The sequence below is a fragment of the Pseudanabaena minima str. Chao 2107 genome (assembly GCF_051131155.1).
Lineage (GTDB): Bacteria > Cyanobacteriota > Cyanobacteriia > Pseudanabaenales > Pseudanabaenaceae > Pseudanabaena > Pseudanabaena minima.
On the sequence record NZ_CP159508.1, the window covers coordinates 3,222,074 to 3,243,720 of the forward strand.

At 41.6% G+C, this 21,647-nt stretch carries 19 protein-coding genes; 9 read left to right on the top strand and 10 right to left on the bottom strand.

All coding sequences use genetic code 11. The features are described from left to right. Positions 1 to 77: 77 nt before the first annotated feature. A complete protein-coding gene (locus ABM313_RS14700; RefSeq protein ID WP_434683932.1) occupies positions 78 to 3,092 on the bottom strand; it encodes an AAA family ATPase in 3,015 nt (1,004 codons plus the stop codon). A 54-nt stretch (positions 3,093 to 3,146) separates the two neighbouring features. Here ABM313_RS14700 and ABM313_RS14705 point away from each other — a divergent pair, with 54 nt between their 5' ends. After that, positions 3,147 to 4,073: a Uma2 family endonuclease gene (locus ABM313_RS14705; RefSeq protein ID WP_434683933.1), complete on the top strand. Its 927-nt coding sequence runs from the start codon at positions 3,147 to 3,149 to the stop codon at positions 4,071 to 4,073. A gap of 38 nt (positions 4,074 to 4,111) precedes the next feature. Here ABM313_RS14705 and ABM313_RS14710 read toward each other — a convergent pair whose 3' ends face one another. Together ABM313_RS14710 and ABM313_RS14715 are read right to left on the bottom strand one after the other, a co-directional pair. After that, positions 4,112 to 5,278: a metallophosphoesterase family protein gene (locus ABM313_RS14710; protein WP_434683934.1), complete on the bottom strand. Its 1,167-nt coding sequence runs from the start codon at positions 5,276 to 5,278 to the stop codon at positions 4,112 to 4,114. Positions 5,279 to 5,290: 12 nt separating this feature from the next. Then, on the bottom strand, positions 5,291 to 5,926 hold the full coding sequence (locus ABM313_RS14715) for a ribonuclease HII (RefSeq protein WP_434683935.1): 636 nt from the start codon (positions 5,924 to 5,926) through the stop codon (positions 5,291 to 5,293). A gap of 279 nt (positions 5,927 to 6,205) precedes the next feature. Between ABM313_RS14715 and trpB the strand changes: the two genes are divergently transcribed. After that, positions 6,206 to 7,438, top strand: a complete 1,233-nt coding sequence (gene trpB, locus ABM313_RS14720) for a tryptophan synthase subunit beta (RefSeq protein ID WP_434683936.1) — start codon at positions 6,206 to 6,208, stop codon at positions 7,436 to 7,438. A gap of 543 nt (positions 7,439 to 7,981) precedes the next feature. Then, complete coding sequence (locus tag ABM313_RS14725) at positions 7,982 to 9,124, top strand: alpha/beta hydrolase (RefSeq protein WP_434683937.1); 1,143 nt, start codon at positions 7,982 to 7,984, stop codon at positions 9,122 to 9,124. Between the two features lie 59 nt (positions 9,125 to 9,183). Here ABM313_RS14725 and trxB read toward each other — a convergent pair whose 3' ends face one another. Continuing rightward, positions 9,184 to 10,125 carry a thioredoxin-disulfide reductase gene (trxB, locus tag ABM313_RS14730; RefSeq protein ID WP_434683938.1) on the bottom strand — a complete coding sequence of 314 codons (942 nt, stop codon included), beginning with the start codon at positions 10,123 to 10,125 and terminating at the stop codon, positions 9,184 to 9,186. 521 nt (positions 10,126 to 10,646) lie between these two features. Between trxB and remA the strand changes: the two genes are divergently transcribed. The 5 genes from remA (at position 10,647) to ABM313_RS14755 (ending at position 14,011) form a co-directional block, all read left to right on the top strand. Continuing rightward, a complete protein-coding gene (gene remA / locus ABM313_RS14735; RefSeq protein ID WP_009629073.1) occupies positions 10,647 to 10,907 on the top strand; it encodes an extracellular matrix/biofilm regulator RemA in 261 nt (86 codons plus the stop codon). A gap of 258 nt (positions 10,908 to 11,165) precedes the next feature. Next, positions 11,166 to 11,774, top strand: coding sequence for a guanylate kinase (gmk, locus tag ABM313_RS14740; protein WP_434683939.1), 609 nt, complete (start codon positions 11,166 to 11,168; stop codon positions 11,772 to 11,774). 190 nt (positions 11,775 to 11,964) lie between these two features. Next, positions 11,965 to 13,281 (top strand): D-alanyl-D-alanine carboxypeptidase, encoded by a 1,317-nt coding sequence (locus ABM313_RS14745; protein ID WP_434683940.1) that lies wholly within the window; start codon positions 11,965 to 11,967, stop codon positions 13,279 to 13,281. Between the two features lie 83 nt (positions 13,282 to 13,364). Continuing rightward, entirely contained in the window at positions 13,365 to 13,730 is a 366-nt protein-coding gene (locus ABM313_RS14750; protein ID WP_434683941.1) for a TMEM165/GDT1 family protein, read from the top strand. Positions 13,731 to 13,735: 5 nt separating this feature from the next. After that, positions 13,736 to 14,011, top strand: a complete 276-nt coding sequence (locus ABM313_RS14755; RefSeq protein ID WP_434683942.1) for a TMEM165/GDT1 family protein — start codon at positions 13,736 to 13,738, stop codon at positions 14,009 to 14,011. Here the strand turns inward: ABM313_RS14755 and ABM313_RS14760 are convergent. Further along, on the bottom strand, positions 14,008 to 14,817 hold the full coding sequence (locus tag ABM313_RS14760) for a hypothetical protein (protein WP_434683943.1): 810 nt from the start codon (positions 14,815 to 14,817) through the stop codon (positions 14,008 to 14,010). The genes ABM313_RS14755 and ABM313_RS14760 overlap by 4 nt on opposite strands. Before the next feature lie 332 nt (positions 14,818 to 15,149). On the opposite strand from ABM313_RS14760, the gene cobJ reads away from it, so the two are divergent. Further along, positions 15,150 to 16,562 (top strand): precorrin-3B C(17)-methyltransferase, encoded by a 1,413-nt coding sequence (gene cobJ, locus ABM313_RS14765; protein ID WP_434683944.1) that lies wholly within the window; start codon positions 15,150 to 15,152, stop codon positions 16,560 to 16,562. Between the two features lie 163 nt (positions 16,563 to 16,725). Here cobJ and ABM313_RS14770 read toward each other — a convergent pair whose 3' ends face one another. The 5 genes from ABM313_RS14770 to cobD form a co-directional block, all read right to left on the bottom strand. Further along, positions 16,726 to 17,451, bottom strand: coding sequence for an SDR family oxidoreductase (locus ABM313_RS14770; protein WP_434683945.1), 726 nt, complete (start codon positions 17,449 to 17,451; stop codon positions 16,726 to 16,728). Between the two features lie 151 nt (positions 17,452 to 17,602). Continuing rightward, entirely contained in the window at positions 17,603 to 18,193 is a 591-nt protein-coding gene (locus ABM313_RS14775; RefSeq protein WP_434683946.1) for a Crp/Fnr family transcriptional regulator, read from the bottom strand. A gap of 244 nt (positions 18,194 to 18,437) precedes the next feature. Then, complete coding sequence (locus ABM313_RS14780; RefSeq protein ID WP_434683947.1) at positions 18,438 to 18,974, bottom strand: hypothetical protein; 537 nt, start codon at positions 18,972 to 18,974, stop codon at positions 18,438 to 18,440. Between the two features lie 317 nt (positions 18,975 to 19,291). Beyond that, entirely contained in the window at positions 19,292 to 20,158 is an 867-nt protein-coding gene (locus ABM313_RS14785) for a hypothetical protein (protein WP_434683948.1), read from the bottom strand. 221 nt (positions 20,159 to 20,379) lie between these two features. Further along, on the bottom strand, positions 20,380 to 21,498 hold the full coding sequence (gene cobD, locus ABM313_RS14790) for a threonine-phosphate decarboxylase CobD (protein ID WP_434683949.1): 1,119 nt from the start codon (positions 21,496 to 21,498) through the stop codon (positions 20,380 to 20,382). Positions 21,499 to 21,647: the final 149 nt, after the last annotated feature.

Genomic DNA, 21,647 nt, shown 5'->3' on the forward strand with positions numbered 1-21,647 from the left:
TCCTAGCGATCTCTTGCATTGCTATAGCATTCGCCAAAAGCAAAGGAATAGCAACGCAAAGCGTTGCTATTCCTTTGCTAGATTCTAACTAATTCTGAACCATTGATGGACTTGCGAACGTGGATTTGGGTGGGTAATCGCTCGGCTAAAGATTGAATATGGGTAATTACACCGATTAGGCGATCCTGTTGGCGTAAGGATTCGAGGATTTGGGTGACGCTTTCGAGTGTTTCACTGTCGAGCGTGCCGAAACCCTCATCAAGGAAAAGGCTACCAAGTTCGATACCCATTGATAATTTTTCTGATAGAGCAAGAGCCATTGAGAGGGAAGCCGCAAAGGTTTCACCACCAGAGAGGGTGCGTACACGCCGCTTTTCGCCTCCATTCCAATTATCTGCTACCCAATAGTCACCACTTTCGATTTGGAGGATATAGCGATCTTCCGAAAGTTGTTGCAAGAGAACTGAGGCACGGTTAGCGAGTTCCTGTTGCAGGCTGTCGAGAATATATTCCTGAAAGCGATTGGATTGCAGGTCTTGGGCGAGGGTGTGATAGGTTTGCTCTTGCGCCTGTAAAGCAATTTTACGTTCTTCGAGTTCCTGTGACTCTTGGCGTTTTTGGTGGGCTTGCTCTAACCATGCTTTGATGGAGGCGCGACTTTCACTAGCTATTTGTAATCCTTCTTCAGCTTGTTGCGATTCCTCACGCAATTTTGCGATCGCCTGTTCATCAGTTTCTCTCTCTGCGATCGCCTCCGCAAACATTTGTAAGCGCGTTGTTAAGTCCTGCTCTTGACGCTGATAGTTCTCAATTTGCTGTTGCCATGTATCCATTTGCGATCGCGCAGTCTGAGCAGCGAGAAACTCTAATTCAGTAAAGTTAATGGAATTGAGTTCATGTTGCCAATTGGATTCCTGTTGAGCTTGCTCAGCAATGGCAAGATCATGATTTTCTTGAGCCTTAGTTGCTGCTTCCTCCCGTTTAGCAAAGGTTTCACGGGCTTGTTGATATTTTGCTTCAATAGTTTTGAGGCGATCGCTAAGTTCCTGCTTTGCCTGCAAAATACTTTGACGCAAGGATTCGTAACTCTTGCCATTGGTAATTTCTAGCAACCGTTGCGAAATTTCCTGTAGTTGCGATTCTCTAAGGACTTTTTCCTGTGATGATTTATCAAATTCTGTTTGGGCTAATTGCAGATTTTCTTGACTGGTTTTAAGTTTATTTTCGGCATTTTGAGCAGCGATCGCTATTTCCTTTTGTTCGCTACTTAGCTTGAGATATGCTGACTCTTGAGCTTCGAGTTCTTGGCGATCGCGGAGAATATCGACCGCTTGCCAAGCGGACTTAAGAACTTGATCAATCTGTTTTTGTAATTTGGCAAGTTGTGATTCTAAATCCTCAATTTCCTGAGATTGACTCTGCAATTGTTGCTGTGAAGCTTCGAGACTAGCCTCGATTTTTGCTTTATCTTGTAATAACTTCGCTAACTGACGCTCAGTAACTTCCTTCTGTTTTACCAATCCTGACGTATCAACTAATTCTAATTCTGGAAGTTCGGGCAATCCCTCTAAACTATAGAGATGATTACAAACGGGGCAATGATCGCCATCATGTAATTCAGTACGCAAAGCGTTAGCGTGGCTGGTTTGCAGGGCTTGCAGATTAGAGGCTTCTGCTTCTTTGAGAGCATTATTCGTAGTTTGAAAATCACTTTCAGCCTTAGCGATCGCCTGTTGTGCTTTCTCTAGTTGTTGCGTGAATTTCTGAATTTCTGTTTGGAACTGAGTTGACTTTTGCTGCTGCTTAGTGAGGTTCTCTTGGAGAATTTGCCATTGTGTAAGCGGTTCGGCAACTTGACGCAATTGTTCGAGCTTAGTGGGATCGTATTGCGAATTTTTAAGGGCAGCTTCAAGGTTTTGCAGGTTTTGATTAATAGTTTGTAAATCTGATTTCGCTTGAATTACAGCCTTATTTGCTTTTTGTAGAACCTGCGATCGCTCTTGCAAGTTTCGCTCAGCACGTTCTAATTCAGCTTGAGATTGTTGTTGATGTGTATGTAGAGATTCCGCCAGAGCAAGATTGCGCTCTTGAGTCTCGATTTGACTTTGGGTAGCAACCTGCTCGGTACGAAACTGCTCATAGACTTGTTGTTGTTGATCGAGATCCAGCCTCGAAATTTCTAGCTGTTTCTTAGCGGTTGCAAGATCAGCGATCGCCTGTTCCACACGCTTACGCGCAGTCTGGAGAACTGTCCAAGTTCCCATGATTGAATTTGCTAACTGAGCATTTCGTAATTGATTTTCTAAAACTTGGATTTGCGATGCGTCCTGTTGCAATTGCGCTAGTTTTAGAGAAAGCTGTTGATATTGCTGGATTTGAGCAAAGAGTCTTTCTTCTACTTCCAAGAGTTTTTGACTTTGCTTTGCTTGAATATCGAGTTCAGGAATTAAACTTTCTAGATTTGCTAATTCTAATTGTTGCGCTTCCACTTCCTCATGTGTTGGTGCTTGCATCCCTTCAAGGACTTTATCTAAGCCTTCCCGTTCCGCCTTAAACCGACTAGTGCGATCGCTTGCTTCTTTCCGCATCTGTTCAAAAATTTGAAATCCTGCTAACTGCCGCAAGATCTCGCGCCGCTTACCCGCCTCCCCCTTGAGGAATTCATCAAATTGTCCCTGCGGTAAGATGATCACACGGGTAAAGGTCTCAAAATCCATGCCGATGATATCTTCTACCTTTTGACTGCGATCGCATCTTTCCCATTCCCCATCGATTAACTGATCAAACAGAAATTTCTTCTCATCAGTTTTGCCACGATTGCGCCAAGTTCGCAATACCCGATATTCCGTTTGACGCATCTCAAACCGAAATTCCACTTTTAATTGCGTCGCGCCTTGGCTAACTAATTCCTTTGATGAATTGGGCTTATTCGCCACCTTGTCATACAGTGCAAAGGTAATCGCATCCAATAGCGAAGTTTTGCCTGCTCCCGTTGCGCCTGTAATCGCAAACAAATCAAGGCTCGTAAAATCTAACACTTGACGAGTGCGGAAACTGGTAAATCCTTCAACAATTAATTCAAGGGGACGCATCAAGAAACTCCATGTAGAATAGCAATAATCAATTAGTCATTTACTCAAAAAATAATGACGCAAGCGATCGCACCAATCACAAATACTACTCCTCAACCACCTAATCAATCTGCAACTGGGCAAATCGCGACTAACTCAGTCCAACCTGAAGTACTCCAAGCGATCGCCAAAGCCAAGGCTAAGCCTGAGATCGTTTGGGAATCTTTGCCTAAAAATTTTATTCTACCCGATGATCCTGTGGAAAGCATTGCTCAACCTCTTCTCGCCGCCGCCCTCAATGACAGCCTAGAAATTGCCCAGCTTGTTACTCTAGAGCGTATAGTTGCCTCAAATATGGCGCTAGTGGTCAGAATCAATCAAAAGACGATCGTGAAAGCCCCCGATTGGTTCTATGTTGCCAAAGTTAATTCCACTTGGAAAAATGTGATCCGCCGCAGCTATAGCCCCCATGTGGACGGAGATACACCTGCGATCGCGATGGAATTTCTCTCCGAAGAGGAAACGGGAGAATATTCCACACGCCCCACCTATCCCTACGGCAAGATGTATTTCTATGAGCAGATCTTGCAAATTCCGATCTACGTGATTTTTGATCCTGAAGATGGACGCTTAGAAATTCGCCAACTAGATGCTTCGGGTAAATATATCTTGCAATCCCTTGATGAAAATGGTCGCTACTTCATCGAGTCTATTGGCTTATATCTTGGCACATGGTACGGCACAAGGCTCGATCAGACTTTTCACTGGCTGCGATGGTGGGACAATGCAGGAAATTTGCTGCTCTGGGGATCAGAAAAACTAGCTCAAGAACGGCAATTACTCGAAGCTGAAAAGCAACGCGCTGAAGCTGAAAAGCAACGTGCCGAAGCTGAAAAGCAACGTGCTGAAACCGAAAAGCAACGTGCTGAAACCGAAAAGCAACGTGCCGATGAAGCCGAGCAAGAAATACTGCGCTTAAAGCAACTTTTAGCCGAAAAGTAAAAGTTTGCCAGAATTACAAGATAATTCTGGCAAACTTTTTAAGCAGTTACCTCGCTAAATTCCATATACAACTCTTTAAAAACAGTAATTACTTCAGGCGATAAGTTTTTTTCCCGATCTCTATAAAACTTTTGAAACTCAATGATCGGATCGAAGCGATCGTAATCTTTCGGTTCTGGAACCTGTGCGGATTCACTTACGATTAACTTCGGCTCGACCATCACTGCTTGCGGGCAAACTTTTCGTACCCGATCCGCGAGTCCGATGGGCGGCGTATCCACAGCGATCGCAAATTTCAAATAGCCTGCATAATCCCGATGGGCTTCTAGATGCTCATCCAGTTGATCTAAATGACATTCGACACGCTTAAGCGGCTTATGGCAAGTAAGTGGCTGAAATTGCACTTTTGCAGGTCGCCCAGTTTCCACTTCAATTAAGTTAAATCCTTTCTCTTCGCCTACTTCTCCAAAATCCACTTGAATTACAGAACCAGCATAATAGGTCGGCGCAGCATTGGGAATTTGCTGTGGTCGATGGATATGTCCTAAGCCCACGTACTGACATTCCGAAGGAATCGATTGCCCCGAAAGACTATACACAGCACCACTATAAAAAGCTGCCTCAGAACCTGTAAACTTTGCGCCATCAACGGTCATATGTGCCATCATCACATTCACTGAATCGGGTTTAAAGGCATTAGCGAGATTCTGGAGAACATAGGTAACTGTGGTTTTATAATCATTTCGCTGTTCCAAAGCATCCTTATTCCAGACATCCTCAGCAGCTAATAACTTCCGTTCCGAGGCAAAGGGCATCGCACCGATGCAAAGCTTACCACTCGCGGTTTCTAAATTAACCACGCCACCTTCTTCGGCAATTCTGGGACGACCTAATGCTCTCACGCCTGCGAGGGATAGCAAATGGGCAAGACTATCAATGCGATTTGCTGAGTCATGATTTCCTGCGATCGCTACAGAGGGAATACTTAGCTGATTGAGCTTGTAGAAAAAATCATAGGCAACCCGCTCGGCTTCTGTCGTGGGATTTGGCACATCGAAAATATCGCCAGATACTAAAACAGCATCTACTTCATATTCTTTTGCATATTGCAGAATTTCGTCTAAGGCTAAGGCAATTTCAGGCGTGCGATCGACTCCTTTTAACTTTCTACCCAAATGCCAATCTGAAGTATGTATTAAGCGCATAGTCCTTATGTTTTAAAGAAGTGATTGCGAGGTAATCACTTCTTTGATCTTAAACGTTTTACGATGTAAATCACTGTAACCTAATTTCGCGATTGCCTGTCGATGTTTAGGCGTACCATAGCCCTTATTTGTAGCAATGTCATAACCTGTATAGATTTCTGCGAGTTCGACCATGCGGCGATCGCGCCATACTTTCGCGACAATACTCGCAGAGGCGATCGAGATTGATAGAGAATCACCTTTGACTACAGTAGTTTGTGGTATTGAGGGAATGAGTTTAAATCGTAAAAGTTGATTGCCATCAATCAAGCAAAGCTTGGGTTGTGGATTTAGCTGAGCGATCGCTCTTTCCATCGCTAGTAAACTCGCTGCGAGAATATTCATTTCATCAATTTCCTCAACTGATGCTGTGCCAATTGCACAGGCGATCGCTACTTCACGAATGAGTAGATCTAACTTTTCGCGACGCTGAGGTGAAAGCTTCTTGCTATCAGTTACGCCAAGCTCTTCTAAATAAGTCAATTTATCAATTGGCAAAATTACCGCCGCCGCCACCACTTCACCAAATAGACAACCACGCCCAACTTCGTCTACTCCTGCAACTGGATAATTTGTAATTTCTAGCGATCGGATCTCTTCTTGATTCATGAAAGTGATTCATCTTTCGGTATATAGCTATCGCCATTCTTGTTAGGACATAAAATCCAAATAGTGTAAGGCGGCGCGAAGCGCCGCCTTACACTATTTGGATTTTGATACAGGTATCTTAGGTATATGTTACAGCGCAAAGTACCGACTTAAAACCCAGTAAAAATTTTGAAAGTGGCGCGAATCGGCACTTTCAAAATTTGTTATCCTAAATACAGTGCCATAAACACCACAAGCAAGTTTTAATAGTAGCTAACTCATCAGTCAAGATCCACCGCAATGACCACAACGCCGATCGCACCCAAAACAACTGCACCATCCACAATCGTCAATCGTCCCGATACTTTAGGACGGTTTGGTATTTTCGGGGGGAAATATGTCCCCGAAACCCTCATGAGTGCTCTTACTGAGCTAGAAACTGCCTTTTATCATTACAAGAATGATCCAGATTTTAACAACGAGCTAGACGGCTATTTGCGGGACTATGTGGGTAGACCAAGCCCTCTATATTTTGCAGAGAGATTGACACAGCACTATGGAACTGCTCAGATTTACCTAAAGCGTGAAGACCTCAACCATACAGGCGCACATAAAATCAATAATGCACTTGCTCAAGTTCTCCTTGCGATCCGTATGGGCAAAAAACGGGTAATTGCCGAAACAGGTGCAGGACAGCATGGTGTGGCTACAGCAACAGTTTGCGCTCGCTTTGGGCTAGATTGTGTAATTTACATGGGTGTACAGGACATGGAGCGTCAGGCTCTAAATGTCTTCCGTATGAAGCTGATGGGTGCAGAAGTGCGCCCCGTTGAAGCGGGTACTGGCACGCTCAAGGATGCTACATCTGAGGCAATTCGTGATTGGGTAACTAATGTGGTCGATACCCATTATATTCTTGGTTCCGTTGCAGGTCCCCATCCTTACCCGATGATTGTGCGTGATTTCCATGCAGTGATTGGCAAAGAAAGCCGTCGCCAGAGTCAAGAGAAATGGGGTGGTTTGCCAGATGTTTTGTTGGCTTGTGTAGGTGGTGGTTCCAATGCCATGGGACTATTTCATGAATTTGTCGATGAACCAAGTGTCCGTTTAATCGGGGTGGAAGCCGCAGGTAAAGGGACAAACACAGAGTTCCACGCCGCAACCCTAACACTTGGACGTGTTGGTGTACTCCATGGTGCAATGAGCTATTTATTACAAGATGCCGAAGGACAGGTACAGGAAGCCCATTCCATTAGCGCTGGTTTGGATTACCCAGGAGTTGGTCCAGAGCATAGCTATCTGAAGGATTTAGGTCGCGCCGAGTATTACAGCGTCACCGATCAAGAAGCTCTAGATGCATTTCAACGCCTCTCTCGTTTGGAAGGAATCATTCCTGCTTTGGAAACATCCCATGCGATCGCCTATCTCGAAACTCTCTGTCCACAGTTAACTCCTGATCAACGCATCATTATTAACTGCTCTGGTCGTGGCGATAAGGATGTAAATACTGTAATTCAGCATTTGCATCTCTAAGCAAAAATCAACAACAGATCTGTTGTTATAAGAACCGTAAATTAACAAAATCTAGATCCATCACTTTCTCAAAACCCAAGAGATTTTTTGAAGGTGTTGATTTATAGCTGTCGCCAATTGTATTAGGACATAAAACCCAAGAGGCGAATGGCGGCGCTTCGCGCCGCCATTCGCCTCTTGGGTTTTGCTTGTGTCTTGACACAAGTTACTGTAGCTATATAACACTTTCAAAAAACTTTTTATATTACATAAAGTCCAAATAGGCTGTACTGCTTTATAACTTAATAAGGAACTATTTTTTGTATAGCAATGAAAGTTTTACTTAGGATCTAAAGCCCAGACAAAAGAAGACGACGCAATGCGTCGCCTTCTTTTGTCTGGGCTTTGATTTTTCCTAGCTATCTCTTTTATTTGGTATAACATAGCCTCAATGACACACAAATAGTTATTTATTAATTGCAATTTAGCCGATATTTATTAATAAAAATTATTATGCATTTAAGATAAAAGCATTTACTCTTATGCACTAAGAGAATCTAGTCTATGCATAATAAGTATATGTCGTCAAAGTTAAACCCAATTCGTTTCTTTGCAACCAATCGAGATCTTGACGACCTCGGTCGTGATGCAAATCGTGATGATCGCATTCGACTTCAGCAAGGTGGCTATCACTGGGTAGACATGAAAAAATACATGGCGCATTATCTATCTACTACCGATTCGACGACTATGCCGCCTGACGCGATCGTGCAGAATTCTCAAAAAATCGTGTTCGACAATTTTCTCTCTAAACCCACTATCAAACGTATCATTATCGGTATTCATGGATTTAATGTTCCATTTCATGGAGCTTTAACTTCTTTCTCACTGCTTGCTGACACTTTAAGCATTGCTTTTAAAAAGCACAATACGACACTACTCACTGATGAACCAAGTGCTGATTTAGATTTAGGCAACGGAGATTTGACAGCTTTTGTCGGATTCTCTTGGCCCTCTAATGGCAAAGTCTTAGACTATCTATCAGATCGAGCTGAAGCTGTGCAAACTGCTCCTGCATTAGCAAATCTGATCGGCTATATTCGCACTCAAAACCCTGAAGCTAAGATCCATATCATTGCCCATAGTATGGGCAATTACCTAGCCTGTAATATGTTGAAGGGATTAATTAATGAAACCTTTAAGCCGATCCTGTTCTCTGACAATGCCGAGATCAAAGCGAAGATTGACCAGCAATTAAAGCGCATCGACAAAGGTGGTAGAGATATGTTTTTCATCGATCGCTATTTGATGCTAGCTCCTGACGTAGAACGTCGAGAGGTAACTCAATGCGATATCGATGGAGACAAGTCTAGTTATCTTGGTCCTTTCTATGCAGGAATCAAACACTTAGTTTCCGAAACGCATCTGTTTTACTCTCGGTATGATAACGCTCTCAAAGCCTCTGTCGCAGAGAAAGATTTTATCCAAGAAACCTTGCAGAAGGGGAAGGAAATATTTACAGGACAAGATTTACAAAAACGCTGGGAGAATAGCCTAGGACTGAATCCTCTGCCTTCTCTGGTTCCTGACAATATGTATAGTCACAACACTACAGTTTTGACCAATCGCACAATTGATCATGGTGACTATTTTGATGCGATCTCGATCGCTGAAAGGATGGCGGAAATCATTATGAGTGCTGTTTAAGGTTCTTTATTCAATAGAAATCCTAAATGAGTGGCGGCGCTTCGCGCCGCCACTCATCTTTATAGCTGGGCAGAGAGCCAGCGTTCTGCTTCTAGAGCCGCCATACATCCAGTTCCTGCGGCAGTAATTGCTTGACGATATTCGTGATCTTGGACATCGCCACAGGCATAGACACCTCCGATATTAGTGGCTGTTGACTTACCTTTGGTGATGATATAACCATTCGGATCAAGCTCTATCTGTCCTGCAAACAAATCTGTATTCGGAGTATGCCCGATCGCATAAAAAAGCCCACCCACTGCTAAGTTACTTTCCTCATTAGTGGCAGTATGGCGAATTTTTACCCCTTTTACAATCTCTTCGCCATAAACATCAATGGGAATAGATTGCCAATGCACCATAATTTTCGGATGATTAAAGACTCTCTCCTGCATAACTTTGCTAGCTCTCATGCGATCGCCTCGCACCAGCAAATGAACCTTCGAGCCAAACTTAGTTAAAAAAATTGCTTCCTCGGCGGCTGTATCTCCACCACCAACTACCGCTAACTCCACGCCTCGAAATATGGGAGCAGCGCCATCACATACGGCACAAGCTGAAATACCCCGATTCCAATACTGTGTTTCGCTTGGTAAATTGAGCCTTTTGGCAGTCGCGCCTGTGGCAATGATCACACTTTTGGCTTGGACTTCCTGAGAAGTTGACTGTATCGTAAAAGGATAATTGCTAAGATTAACAGCGATTACATCTTCCATCACTAATTCTGCACCACAGTTATTAGCTTGCTCCTTCATATAGCTCATCAATTGCGGACCAATTACACCTGAAGGAAATCCTGGGAAATTTTCTACTTCCGTTGTCGTCATCAATTGTCCGCCAGCAATTCCTCCCTTTTGAAATCCTTCAAATACAAGTGGATTAAGGCTAGCGCGTGCAGCATAAATTGCGGCAGTATAGCCTGCGGGTCCTGAGCCAATGATCACTACATTTCTAATCGACATAATAACTTTGCTGATAAGATTTGAAACTTTAGATTGAGCAATTCTCATTATAAAAATCAGTTTTTTGAAAGCTCCTTGAAGGTGGGCTTTCAAAAAACCGATTTTGTTATTTCCAGTTGGAAATAACAAAATCGATTTCATAATGAGAATTGCTGTTTTAGATTACAGTAAAACCAAAAAGATGCATTTCTCTAAACCGCATCTTTTAAGTTTTATATACTGACAAAATTGGTGGCAGATGTATAGCTGTCGCCATTCTTGTTAGGATATAAAACCCAAATAGTGTGAGGCGGCGCTTCGCGCCGCCTCACACTATTTGGGTTTTGATTTGTCCTTATACAGGTGGCTATAGCTATAAAACACAAACCGACTAGACTGATGAGTATATCTGCTTAATTAAGATAAATTTCGCCATGCGTGACAAAATATATCGTATCTAATTGATTTTTATTGGATAATGCGATAATACTTTCAAAAATGAAGCTACACCACCTCTAAATCGATTTTAGATCGATAAAATTATGGACATTAAGCTCATCAACATCGGCTTTGGTAACATTGTTTCGGCAAACCGAGTTGTAGCGATCGTTAGCCCTGAATCTGCTCCTATCAAGCGTATCATTAGTGATGCACGTGAACATGGTAAGTTAGTTGATGCTACCTATGGGAGACGTACAAGAGCCGTAATTGTTACAGACTCTAGTCATGTAGTTCTATCTGCTATCCAACCTGAAACTGTCGCCAATCGTTTTGTCATCAGTAAAGAAGGCGCAACAGACTAAACTAATTTACGGCGCAAACAAACCACAAGAGATTTTTTGAAAGTGCTGCTTTGCAACACTTTCAAAAAATCTCTTGGCTTGATGATCAATCTATTTAAAAAAATTTGCTTTACAGAGTTTTTTTAATACATAGCTGCCTTCACTTGTATTAAAACAAAATCAAAATCCAAGCAGAGATAAAGAGACATTTCTCTACTTAGGTTGTATGTCCTAAAGCGATTGGCAACAGTTATAATGTGAAGCTGATGAAGGCTCAAATTGCTATCAGATTTATCTCTACGAAGGACTTACGAAACGTTGGGTGAAGATAACTTAAGCATAGGTAAATTAATTGTGGTTACGGGACCAAGTGGTGTCGGTAAAGGCACTCTATTACAGAAGCTACTTGAACGCTATCCCGATCACATTCTCTTTTCGGTATCAGCAACGACTCGATCGCCTCGTGCAGGGGAAGAAAATGGTCGAGAGTATTTCTTTTGGGACAGGGCTGAATTTGAACAGAAGCGTGATGCAGGTGAATTTCTGGAATGGGCTGAGTATGCGGGAAATTTCTACGGCACACCACGTAAACCAATTGATCAGGCGATCGCTCTAGGGCAAATCGTTCTGTTGGAAATCGAACTGGAGGGAGCGCGGCAAGTAGCGCAGTCTTTCCCCAGTGCAAAACGAATTTTCATAGCCCCACCTTCGATGGAAGTACTAGAAAATCGTTTGCGCGATCGCAGTACCGATAGTGATGAACAAATTATCAAGCGCTTGCATCATGCCAAGTTAGAAGTAGCTGCCGCCCACGAGTTTGATATCACAATTATCAATGATGATCTAGAAATTGCTTTACAGCAACTCGAAAGCGCCATGTTTGACTAGATTCCCCAAAACCGATTTTTTGAAAGCTCGCCTTCGGCAAGCTTTCAAAAAATCGGTTTTATTGTTTCTAGCGCCTTTGGCGCTAGAAACAATAAATCGATTTTTATAATGAGAATTGCTGCACTAGAATGATTGTGCTTGTGTTGGCAAATCCAACACAAGCACAATCATTCTAATTGCGGATTTCTTTATGACTACGTGGAGTCTCGTTGGTGCTTTGCTGTTATCGGTTTCGACCCAAGTTCTCGATGGTCGTGAAGTTGCCGCAGTACCTCGATCAGTGATGAGCTACGCTACTCGTCCAGTCCTAGCCTCAGAAGAGATTGCCAATAATCAGTCTGATCCCATCGCGAAACAAGCGATCGCAACGATGCTCAGCGATCTCAAGCAAGCAGGGATAACTAGTCCTGATCAAGGCGTTTGGATTCAGTCCCATGATGGAGCGATCGCTTCAGGGCGTTTGTCAAGTCGCCCATTGCCCTCAGCTTCACTGACTAAAAATGTCACCACCTTAGCAGCGTTACAAACTTGGGGATCAAATTATCGCTTTATTACGAATATTAGTACTACAGGCAACCTCACAGGCGATACTCTCAGAGGGGATCTGATTATTGAAGGCAGTGGTGATCCATTTTTTGTATGGGAGGAGGCGATCGCCCTTGGCAATAAACTTAATCAAATAGGCATTAAGCGCGTTCAGGGCAATTTGATTATTACAGGTCGATTTTCTATGAATTTCGAGTCTGATCTCCAAGAATCAGCAAACTTTCTGCGTCTTGCCTTTGATAGCAGCCGATGGCAGGGTGAAGTTGCGGAGCAATACGCAACGATGCCTGTGGGAACGCCCAAACCGCAGCTAGTGATTTTGGGGAATGTACGAATTGTGCCAAATCTTGCTGTAGATAATGTTTCTACCCGCAAATTGTTGATCCGTCATGCATCGCTACCCCTTTGGCAAATCCTGAAGCGGATGAATACCTTTAGCAATAATGAAATGTCAGAAACCCTTGCGGCTCAAATGGGAGGTGGGAGACAAGTTGCGGCGATCGCAGCTAATGCGACAGGGATACCAATTTCGGAAATAAGACTAATTAATGGGTCAGGGCTAGGACAAGGCAATCAAATTTCCCCTCGCGCAACAGTGGCGATCCTGATGGCTATTCATAATCGCGCTCAAGTTGAGGGGTTAACCCTAGCCGATCTCTTTCCAGTCAGTGATTGCAATTGCGGTACGATCGAAGGACGTAAAATGCCGAAAGGAGCAATCGTCAAAACTGGCACTCTCTCTGATGTCAGCTCCTTAGCAGGGATCGTCCAAACTCAAGAGCATGGTGCAATTTGGTTTGCGATCGTCAATCGAGGCGAGGGTGATATTGATACTTTTCACCGATCGCAGGATCGCGTCTTACAAGCTTTAGTTGCTAAATGGGGTTTAGCCAAATTACCAACTGCTAGCTTTGCAGAAACACCTTGGCAAGATAGCGATCGCAATGAAATCGTGAAATAGTAACAAATCCCAAAATGGCGTTGCCATTTTGGGATTTGGTGTAAACTATGAAATGATTATGAAAGATTGAATAATGCTTATAAATGATGTCTGCAAAGCCTGAATTGAATAACCAAGAGCTTGAGCAAGCTCAAGTAATAATGACATCACCAGTAAAATCTCAGATGAAATCTGAACATTGGCAAATTGTTACCACAACTTTTATTACGGTATTTCTTGCGGAAGTTGGGGACAAAACCCAACTAAGTGTTTTAGTGATGTCGGCTCAGTCACATCAGCCTTGGATTGTATTTGCTGGAGCCGCGATCGCCCTAGTCTCCACTAGCTTATTAGGCGTAATCGCAGGTAAATGGCTAGCTAAAACTTTCTCACCAAGTTTGCTGAATACCTTAGCTGGCTTAAGTTTTCTAATTTTGTCACTTAGTTTATTGTGGGAAGCGATCGCTTAAAAAATATGGATTGGCAATTACTATTTCTAAGCTTTGGTACGATTTTTTTGTCTGAATTAGGTGACAAAAGCCAATTAGCAACCTTGAGTTTAAGTGGTAGCTCAACGGCTCCTAGGTTTGTTTTTATTGGCTCAGCCGCAGCCCTGCTAGTAGCTAGCTCGATTGGGGTGTTTTTGGGTGACAGCATTTCCGTCCTTTTGCCAACCAAAATACTCAAGGCGATCGCAGCTTTGCTATTTGCAATGATGGCTATGCGTTTATTGATGACAGATGCCAGCTAGCTCTTGTTTTTAGAAAGTTTTCTAATTTCGTTTAACAAATTTTTTAAAAATAAAGTCTTTTGGTCTTTATCCTCATTCAACAGTTGTTTTGTATTGAAGTACCTTGAGATAAACTCTGGCAATGGTTTACTTTCTAGATCAGATTCCGAATCTGATACTATAGATAACCCTGTTCTTCGTAAAAATAATATCTTTCTTTTGGATGGTAGTTTTTGATATTCTAGATTGAGTCTGTTGATGATATTGGCATTTAACTGTATGTAACTTTGCGTATCTAAAGAATCGGATTTTCTTTGATTCAAATAAATTATTGTTACTTCAAAAACTAAAATTAGGCATAAGCAAAAGCTCAATATTGTTTCGGTTTTATTATGTATATTATGTAATTTTTTGTAATCTTCAATTTGTTTCTCATAGATTTCTTGTGGGCTTTTCTCCCATGTAAATCCTACAAATTCTTTGCGTATACCAATCTTGCATAGAAATTTGTCTAAATTATCTAACTCTCTTTTTACAGCTTGGATTCTGATAGTGTTTAGTAGAGGAGATTCACTATCTCTTCTCCCAACAAGTCTTTTGTTGATATCAGGACCATCCGCGAAACACTGAATATTATCTGGCTTACCTGCAATATTTTTGACGTCAACATACGAGTTCTCTTTACCAATATGCCATCTACTACCCATCCTCACAAAATAATATGGCTTACTAATCTCAAACCCAGGGACTTGCTTTAGATCTTCAATTGTTGGCAACTCATTTAACCACTGTTTAATTTCTTTAAGGCTAGGGTTGGGATGGTTCACTAAATTTTTGAGGTAAAGTGATTTTAAAGGGAATTTTAATTTTATATATAAATCTAAAATATAGCTAAATCAAAAATTTAAGTCAATCAACTCTATACAAAACGAAATGTGCATATAGAGATTTTTATTCCCTCCAACTATAGCTATAGCAATCTGTATCAGGACAAATCAAAACCCAAATAGTGTGAGGCGGCGCTTCGCGCCGCCTCACACTATTTGGGTTTTATGTCCTAACAAGAATGGCGACAGCTATAGAACCAATTACAATATTTGGGGCTACATCAATAGCACTAGATAAATAGTAAAAAATAGCAACTAAATAGCAAAAACAAATGAAATCGCCTGTAATTATTAGCTTAGGAGAAAAAAGTATTGCGATCGCCAGACAAATTCAAACCGTAATTCCTAACGCCACAAGTTATGGACTTGCATCACGTACCCAAACCGCTGATCGCCAATATGACAAATTCAGCGAAACCGTCAGCGAATTATTTAGCCAAGGACATCCAATTATTGGCATTTGTGCCGCAGGAATTCTCATTCGATCACTAGCTCCCTTACTCTCAGACAAACGTGCTGAACCACCCGTAATCGCGATTGCCGAAGATGGTAGCGCCGTAGTGCCTCTCTTAGGTGGACTGAATGGGGCAAATGAACTTGCCAGAGCGATCGCCAAATCACTTCAAGTCCAGCCAGCAATCACAACCACAGGCGATTTGCGCTTTCAAATTTCATTGTTAGCCCCACCTGCTAATTATCGGTTGTTAAATTCCGATGAACAGGCAAAGACTTTTTTAGCGGATTTATTAGCAGGAGCAAGGGTCAAACTCATCGGTGAGGCAACTTGGTTAAGTGATAGCAATCTTCCCTTTGACGATGACGCTACACATCAAATAGAAGTAATTTCTGAGGAAGTGGAACCAGAGGCGATCGCTTCTAAACTAAGTTCTAAGTACTTGCTATATCAAACAGGATTCTCTCCAAATTCACAGACTACAGGTATGGTTTCCATAATTGGTACAGGACCGGGAGCCGCTAAATGGATGTCACCCGAAGTAAAAGCGATTTTAGAAGCGGCTACAGATTTTGTTGGCTATAAAACCTATGTAAATCTAGTTAAAGAATTTACTAAAGGAAAAACTATCCATGCTTCTGATAATCGTGTCGAGCTAGATCGCGCTCGTCACGCCTTAGAACTAGCTAATGACGGCAAATCTGTAGTCGTAGTTTCATCGGGAGATGCAGGAATCTATGGCATGGCTTCCGCCGTATTTGAAGTAGTTGATCAAGATCGTCCCAAATGGAACCATATCCATATCCATGTTGCTCCTGGCATATCTGCCGTCCAAGCTGCCGCCGCCGCTATTGGTGCACCCATCGGACATGATTTCTGTACTATTTCACTCTCAGACATTCTCAAGCCTTGGGAAATTATCGAGCAGAGGTTGTCTGCCGCTGCCCAAGCTGATTTTGTAATTGCAATTTATAATCCCATTTCTACACAGCGTAAATGGCAACTCCCAGCCGCCAAAGAGACATTATTAAGATGGCGATCGCCTAATACACCAGTAATTCTTGGTCATAAAATGGGACGTAAAGGCGAAAATGTGAAAGTGATTACACTTGCAGAATTAGAGCCTGAACTTGCAGATATGCAAACGGTGATTATCGTTGGTTCTAGCAAGACTAAGATTTTAGAATTAGGCGATCGCATACGAGTGTACACTCCTCGCACATACAATTAAGATTCTATTCCCAAATCCTGCAAACGATTACATAGATACCTTTCCATCGGGATTGCATAAATTGGGAACTGCAAGCATCATGAAAAAACCACTCAAAAGAAGCAGAATCATACCAAACTAGTAAGTTGTTTATGCATAAGTCTCTTCTTGTAAAAATAAATGATTAGAGTCCAAGACGCATAATTCGCTCTGCAAGCGATGGCATGAAACGCTGAAGCACAAAGAGCAATTTCGTTTTCCCAATTCGCATCTCATAGCAATCGTTGCCAAAATCACGCCAGAATTCTTGCACCAATGTCTTCGTCGTAATTTTGCCGCGTCCCCTTCCTTTCGTCATGGTAGTATCTACCAGTGGCGGAATAATCTCAAATACTCGCACCGACGTTCCTTCCAGTTGCCAGCGCAACGTCTTGGTAAAACTATGTATTGCAGCTTTGCTAGCACAATAAACTGGTGCACTCTGCTTTGGTACGATGCCTAAGCCAGACGACACATTCATAATGGCAGCCGTCCGATGACTTAAAAATTGAGGCAAAAATAGCTTAGTCAGATACAAAGGGCTGAGCAAATTGATATCGAGTTCAGTTGAAATTTGTGTAGGTGCGATCGCAGGATCGGCAAAGTTATAGTTGTACTGAACACCTGCATTATTAATTAGAATATTGACATCAGGATAGCGATATACAAGCTTTTCGAGGGCTTGACGATCACGCATGTCAGCAAGTTCAACAGTCAGCGCAGGCAAATCATACTTTACGGCTTCTGCCTTTTGAACATTCGTTCCTGTAACGATCACAGTATTATCCGCCATCAGAAATCGTTTAGCCAAAGCCAATCCAATTCCTGATGTTCCGCCTGTAATCAGAACAGTGTGGTTAGAAGTCTTCACAACATTTCCTCATCAATGACATTTTTAGCCACTGTAGGCGGAATCTTGTGAGAAAGCATTAACCTATGTTAATGCGATAGGTTAACGTGAGTTTGATATCGCCATTTGCGGCGTGCTAAGCACGCCGCAAATGGCAGAAAATGACATTAGGTTAAAGAGATTTTAGTTGAGCACGAATTCGACTTAAGGTCACTGGAGTCATCCAAAGATAGGAAGCGATGTGATGTTGTTTGAGCCGCACTTCTAATCCCGAATATTCCTCTAAAAAACTGAGGTAGCGAGTTTTAGCATCATCCAATAGCAAAGCGCTTTCTCGTCGTTCTTTTTTAATGAAGAGGGATTCTGCAATTTTGCAATTCAACTGCTGCAATTTTATCTGAGATTCTGACAGCGATCGATAAGTGGAATAATCGGCAACCAAGATCTTGGAATCTTCTAACGCTTGAATAAACAGTCGAGAAGGCTGTCTCATGAGCAATGCGCTATACGCTGCCACAAAACTATTTTCATCACAAAATGACTTCGTAGATTCATTACCACCATCATCTACATAGTATAGGCGCAGAATACCAGATATGACAAATCCAATTGTCTGAGGAATATCCCCCGCACGAACAAAAAATTCTCCTTGGTTCAAGGTACTGAGTTGAAATATACGAACAGCTTGATTTGCCTCACTCTCAGTAAGCTGAATCAGCGATCGCAGGATTGCCATCAGTTGAATTTGTTCTGGAATGAGCATATTTCCAATGATCTACACTGAGTTATCTTTGTACCAGAAATTATTAGCCTTACTCTATTTAACCTCAGTTCGGGTTAATTTTAAACTTGTTTCTAGAAAGGGTTCGCGTTGCGAACCCTTTCTAGAAACCAAAATAGTAAAAGCCTCGCGAAGCGAGGCTTTTACTATTTTGGTTTATCGTCTCCTTCCAAATCCTCCTGCAACTTCATTTTTTAGCCAAAACTTAAATTAGGCGGCGATTACGCTAAAAGTTTGGATCAGGATGAGAAGTTGGTCTACTTTCGCCACCAGTACATATCCCATCATATACATTTCCATAGTTGCTCAATCGGCTACCCTGAATCCTAAATCCAGCATTACCAGTAAGTCTAGAAAAACTTTGCATATTCTCATACCAACAGTAATGACCTTGTCCATTGGAGTAGTAAATGGGAGATCGATTTTTGAATTTAAAGTTTCCTAAACGAATAGGTGTTGGATCAGGGTGAGTCGATGGTCTACTTTCGCCACCAGTACATATCCCATCATATGTCATATCGTAATCAACTAATTTTCCACGCAAGGTTGTCCATTTTGAGTTACCAGCAAGCCTAGAAAAACTTTCCATATTCTCATACCAACAATAGTGACCTTGTCCATTGGAGTAGTAGATGGGAGATCGATTCTCAAATTTAAAGTTTCCCAAACGAATAGAAGTTGCCTGAGCAGAGTAACTAAAGACAATCGTTAACAGAAAAAACAAACTAAGGGGAATTGTGCAACGAAAAAATCTAATTTTCACAAATCTTCCTCTCGATAATATCTTGGTTTCAATCAATGCTCGCAGTCTAAACATAACGTTTGAGTTGAATCGCATTGGCTACGCTAAGCGTTTAACTAAAAGTTGTTTTTATGTCAGTTCCAAAGACTTATTCTATCTACTGCTTTTCATAACTTTATCATATAATGTCAAGTCCTATTTAACCAAAGTTGATACTCATAGGTTAACGCTAAGTGCAAGGGTTAGTTATTAGTCTTAACACATAATGGAAACCGCATAAAGGAAATATCTATCAAGTATTTGGTGATTTATCTTGTTTTATAACAAGTTATAGCAGATTATTTCCTGTCACTATTCTCTTGGAGATAGCCTCCTGTATGGAGAAAGTCAAGAATTTGCTTTGCACATTTTTCATAATCACTTTTGCGACTAAAAAACAAAGACGGAGGACGCAAAATTATTACTGAACCTACAATACCTTGAAAGAAAAGCCCAAAGATGACTTGTCTTATATTTGTTTGTTGCAATGCTGTATTTGCTTTCAATACAATCATTAGAACGTGATATTCATGTAGTCTAACTTTACTGCTGGTTACGATCACTTTATCGATTTGATTTAGACCACACTCAAAGATTTTTGTTCCTAAACCGCCTTGTTTTTTTAGTGTCAATTTCTTAGTTATCTTATTAAGACTAAGCGTTGAAATTCCGCCAAATAGGATGTTTATACCTACAGCTATTATCACTATTACCAAGCCTATAAAATAAGAGAAAAATCGATCGTCTTCCTGCAATGTTACTTGAGGTTGTAGAGAGTCTTTCAGAAAAGCTTCTATTCGCCTAACTTCAGACTGCATTTCTTCCCATGCCCTAATAGAAGAGGGTACATATTCCTGTGATGTAGTTAAATAAATCTCATAGATCTTGCGACCCTTACTACTACCTACAGGAAAGAAACTTGCCCCTTTAATCTGTTGCAGTTGTAAGCTTCGTTGGCTTTGAATCTGCCCCAACCAATTAGATTTGGTTAATGTGCATTGTCCTTGAGTGGGTTGCTGCAAGTCACGAGTGCAAGATAAAGTCATCAATTTTGCATTTGTTAGAGCGATAATCCCTAAACAGACCATTAAGCTCCCAAACAGCCACACTCCCCAAGGAAGATACCGTATGGTCAAAATATTTGCTGTTTGTTTAATTAATCTCATTAGCAGTGTTAGCAAAAACTGTAATTTTAACTTTTACAATAAAGTGCGATCGCAATAATCAAAAGCTTTATTTTAATGTGAGTTTGATCTTGCCATTTACGCTGTGATTCGCACAACATGAATGGAAAAAGCAGGAAAAATCGCTTAGTAATTTTTCGGCATTTGCGCCTTGCTTTGCAAGACACAAATGCCAATATCAAACTGACATTTGTTTAATGAGATTAGGATAGACATCTTAGTACCTCTATCAATCGCTGATTTTCATGTTCGAGACGTACAGCTACTCGAAAATAGCGATCGCCTAATTCAGGAAAACTAAGACAGTCGCGAATGAGAATTTTATCTTCTTGCAATAGTTCCTTCTGTAAAAGTGAACCTGCTATTTCTGTTTGAACTAATAGATAATTTGCAGCATTTGGTAATGGGTTTAAACCTGCTATTTGTGACAAACCTGAAAATAGATGCGATTTAGCACTTTTTAACCATGCCCATGTTTGTTGCTGAAATTCCACATCTTCTAATACGACAATTCCTGCGGCGACAGCTAAACTATTTACACACCAAGGATCTCGCCATGTTTGCCAGCGTTGCAAGCGTTCAGGATGAGCGATCGCATAGCCAAGTCTCAATGCTGGCAAACTGTAAAACTTAGTAAGCGATCGCAAAATCACTAAATTCGGATGAGAGGGAACTAAATCGATTAAACTTTGCTGCTGATCTGGTGTGAGGAAATCCATAAAAGCTTCATCAATCACCACGAGAGCAAATCTTTCTAGATAGGGAAGGAGGCTATTCCTTGTAAATAAATAGCCTGTGGGATTATGGGGATTATTAATGAGGATTCCTTTGTTATGGGAATTGGTGATTTCAGGTAAATCTTTATCAAAAATGACTTGTTGATTGCTTAATTGCAATGGATATCTTTCTACTTGGCAATCAAAAGTTTTCAGAGCGCGATCGTAGTCGGTAAAGGCTGGTGTAAATAGAACCGTTGAAGATAGTTGTGAAAGATCACGCCCTACCCAAGTTAATAGCTCCGCCACACCATTGCCAGCCAAAATCCATTCTGGTGACAGTTGATGAAACTTTCCTAATGCTGCTCTGAGCGATGTATATTCAGGGTCAGGATAATGACTGAGATCGGTTAAATGGGATTGGATGGCAGCGATCGCTGATTTAGGTGTCCCAAGGGGATTAATACTCGCCGAAAAATCTAAGATTTGTTCTGGTGATATACCAGCCATACTCGCCGCCCATTGACGATTTCCCCCATGAATTGGACGCGATGCTCGTTGCTTTGCGCCTGCAATATAAGTTTGTAAGTCATTGGGACTGATCATTTTTTTCCTTTAAACGAAATCCCAAGAGATTTTTTGAAAGTGCTGCTTTGCAGCACTTTCAAAAAATCTCTTGGTTTGGATTTGCTCGTAAAGCGCTGTATTAAAAATCCTAGCTCTCTTTTTTGGATTTTAGGTCACACAACTTACGG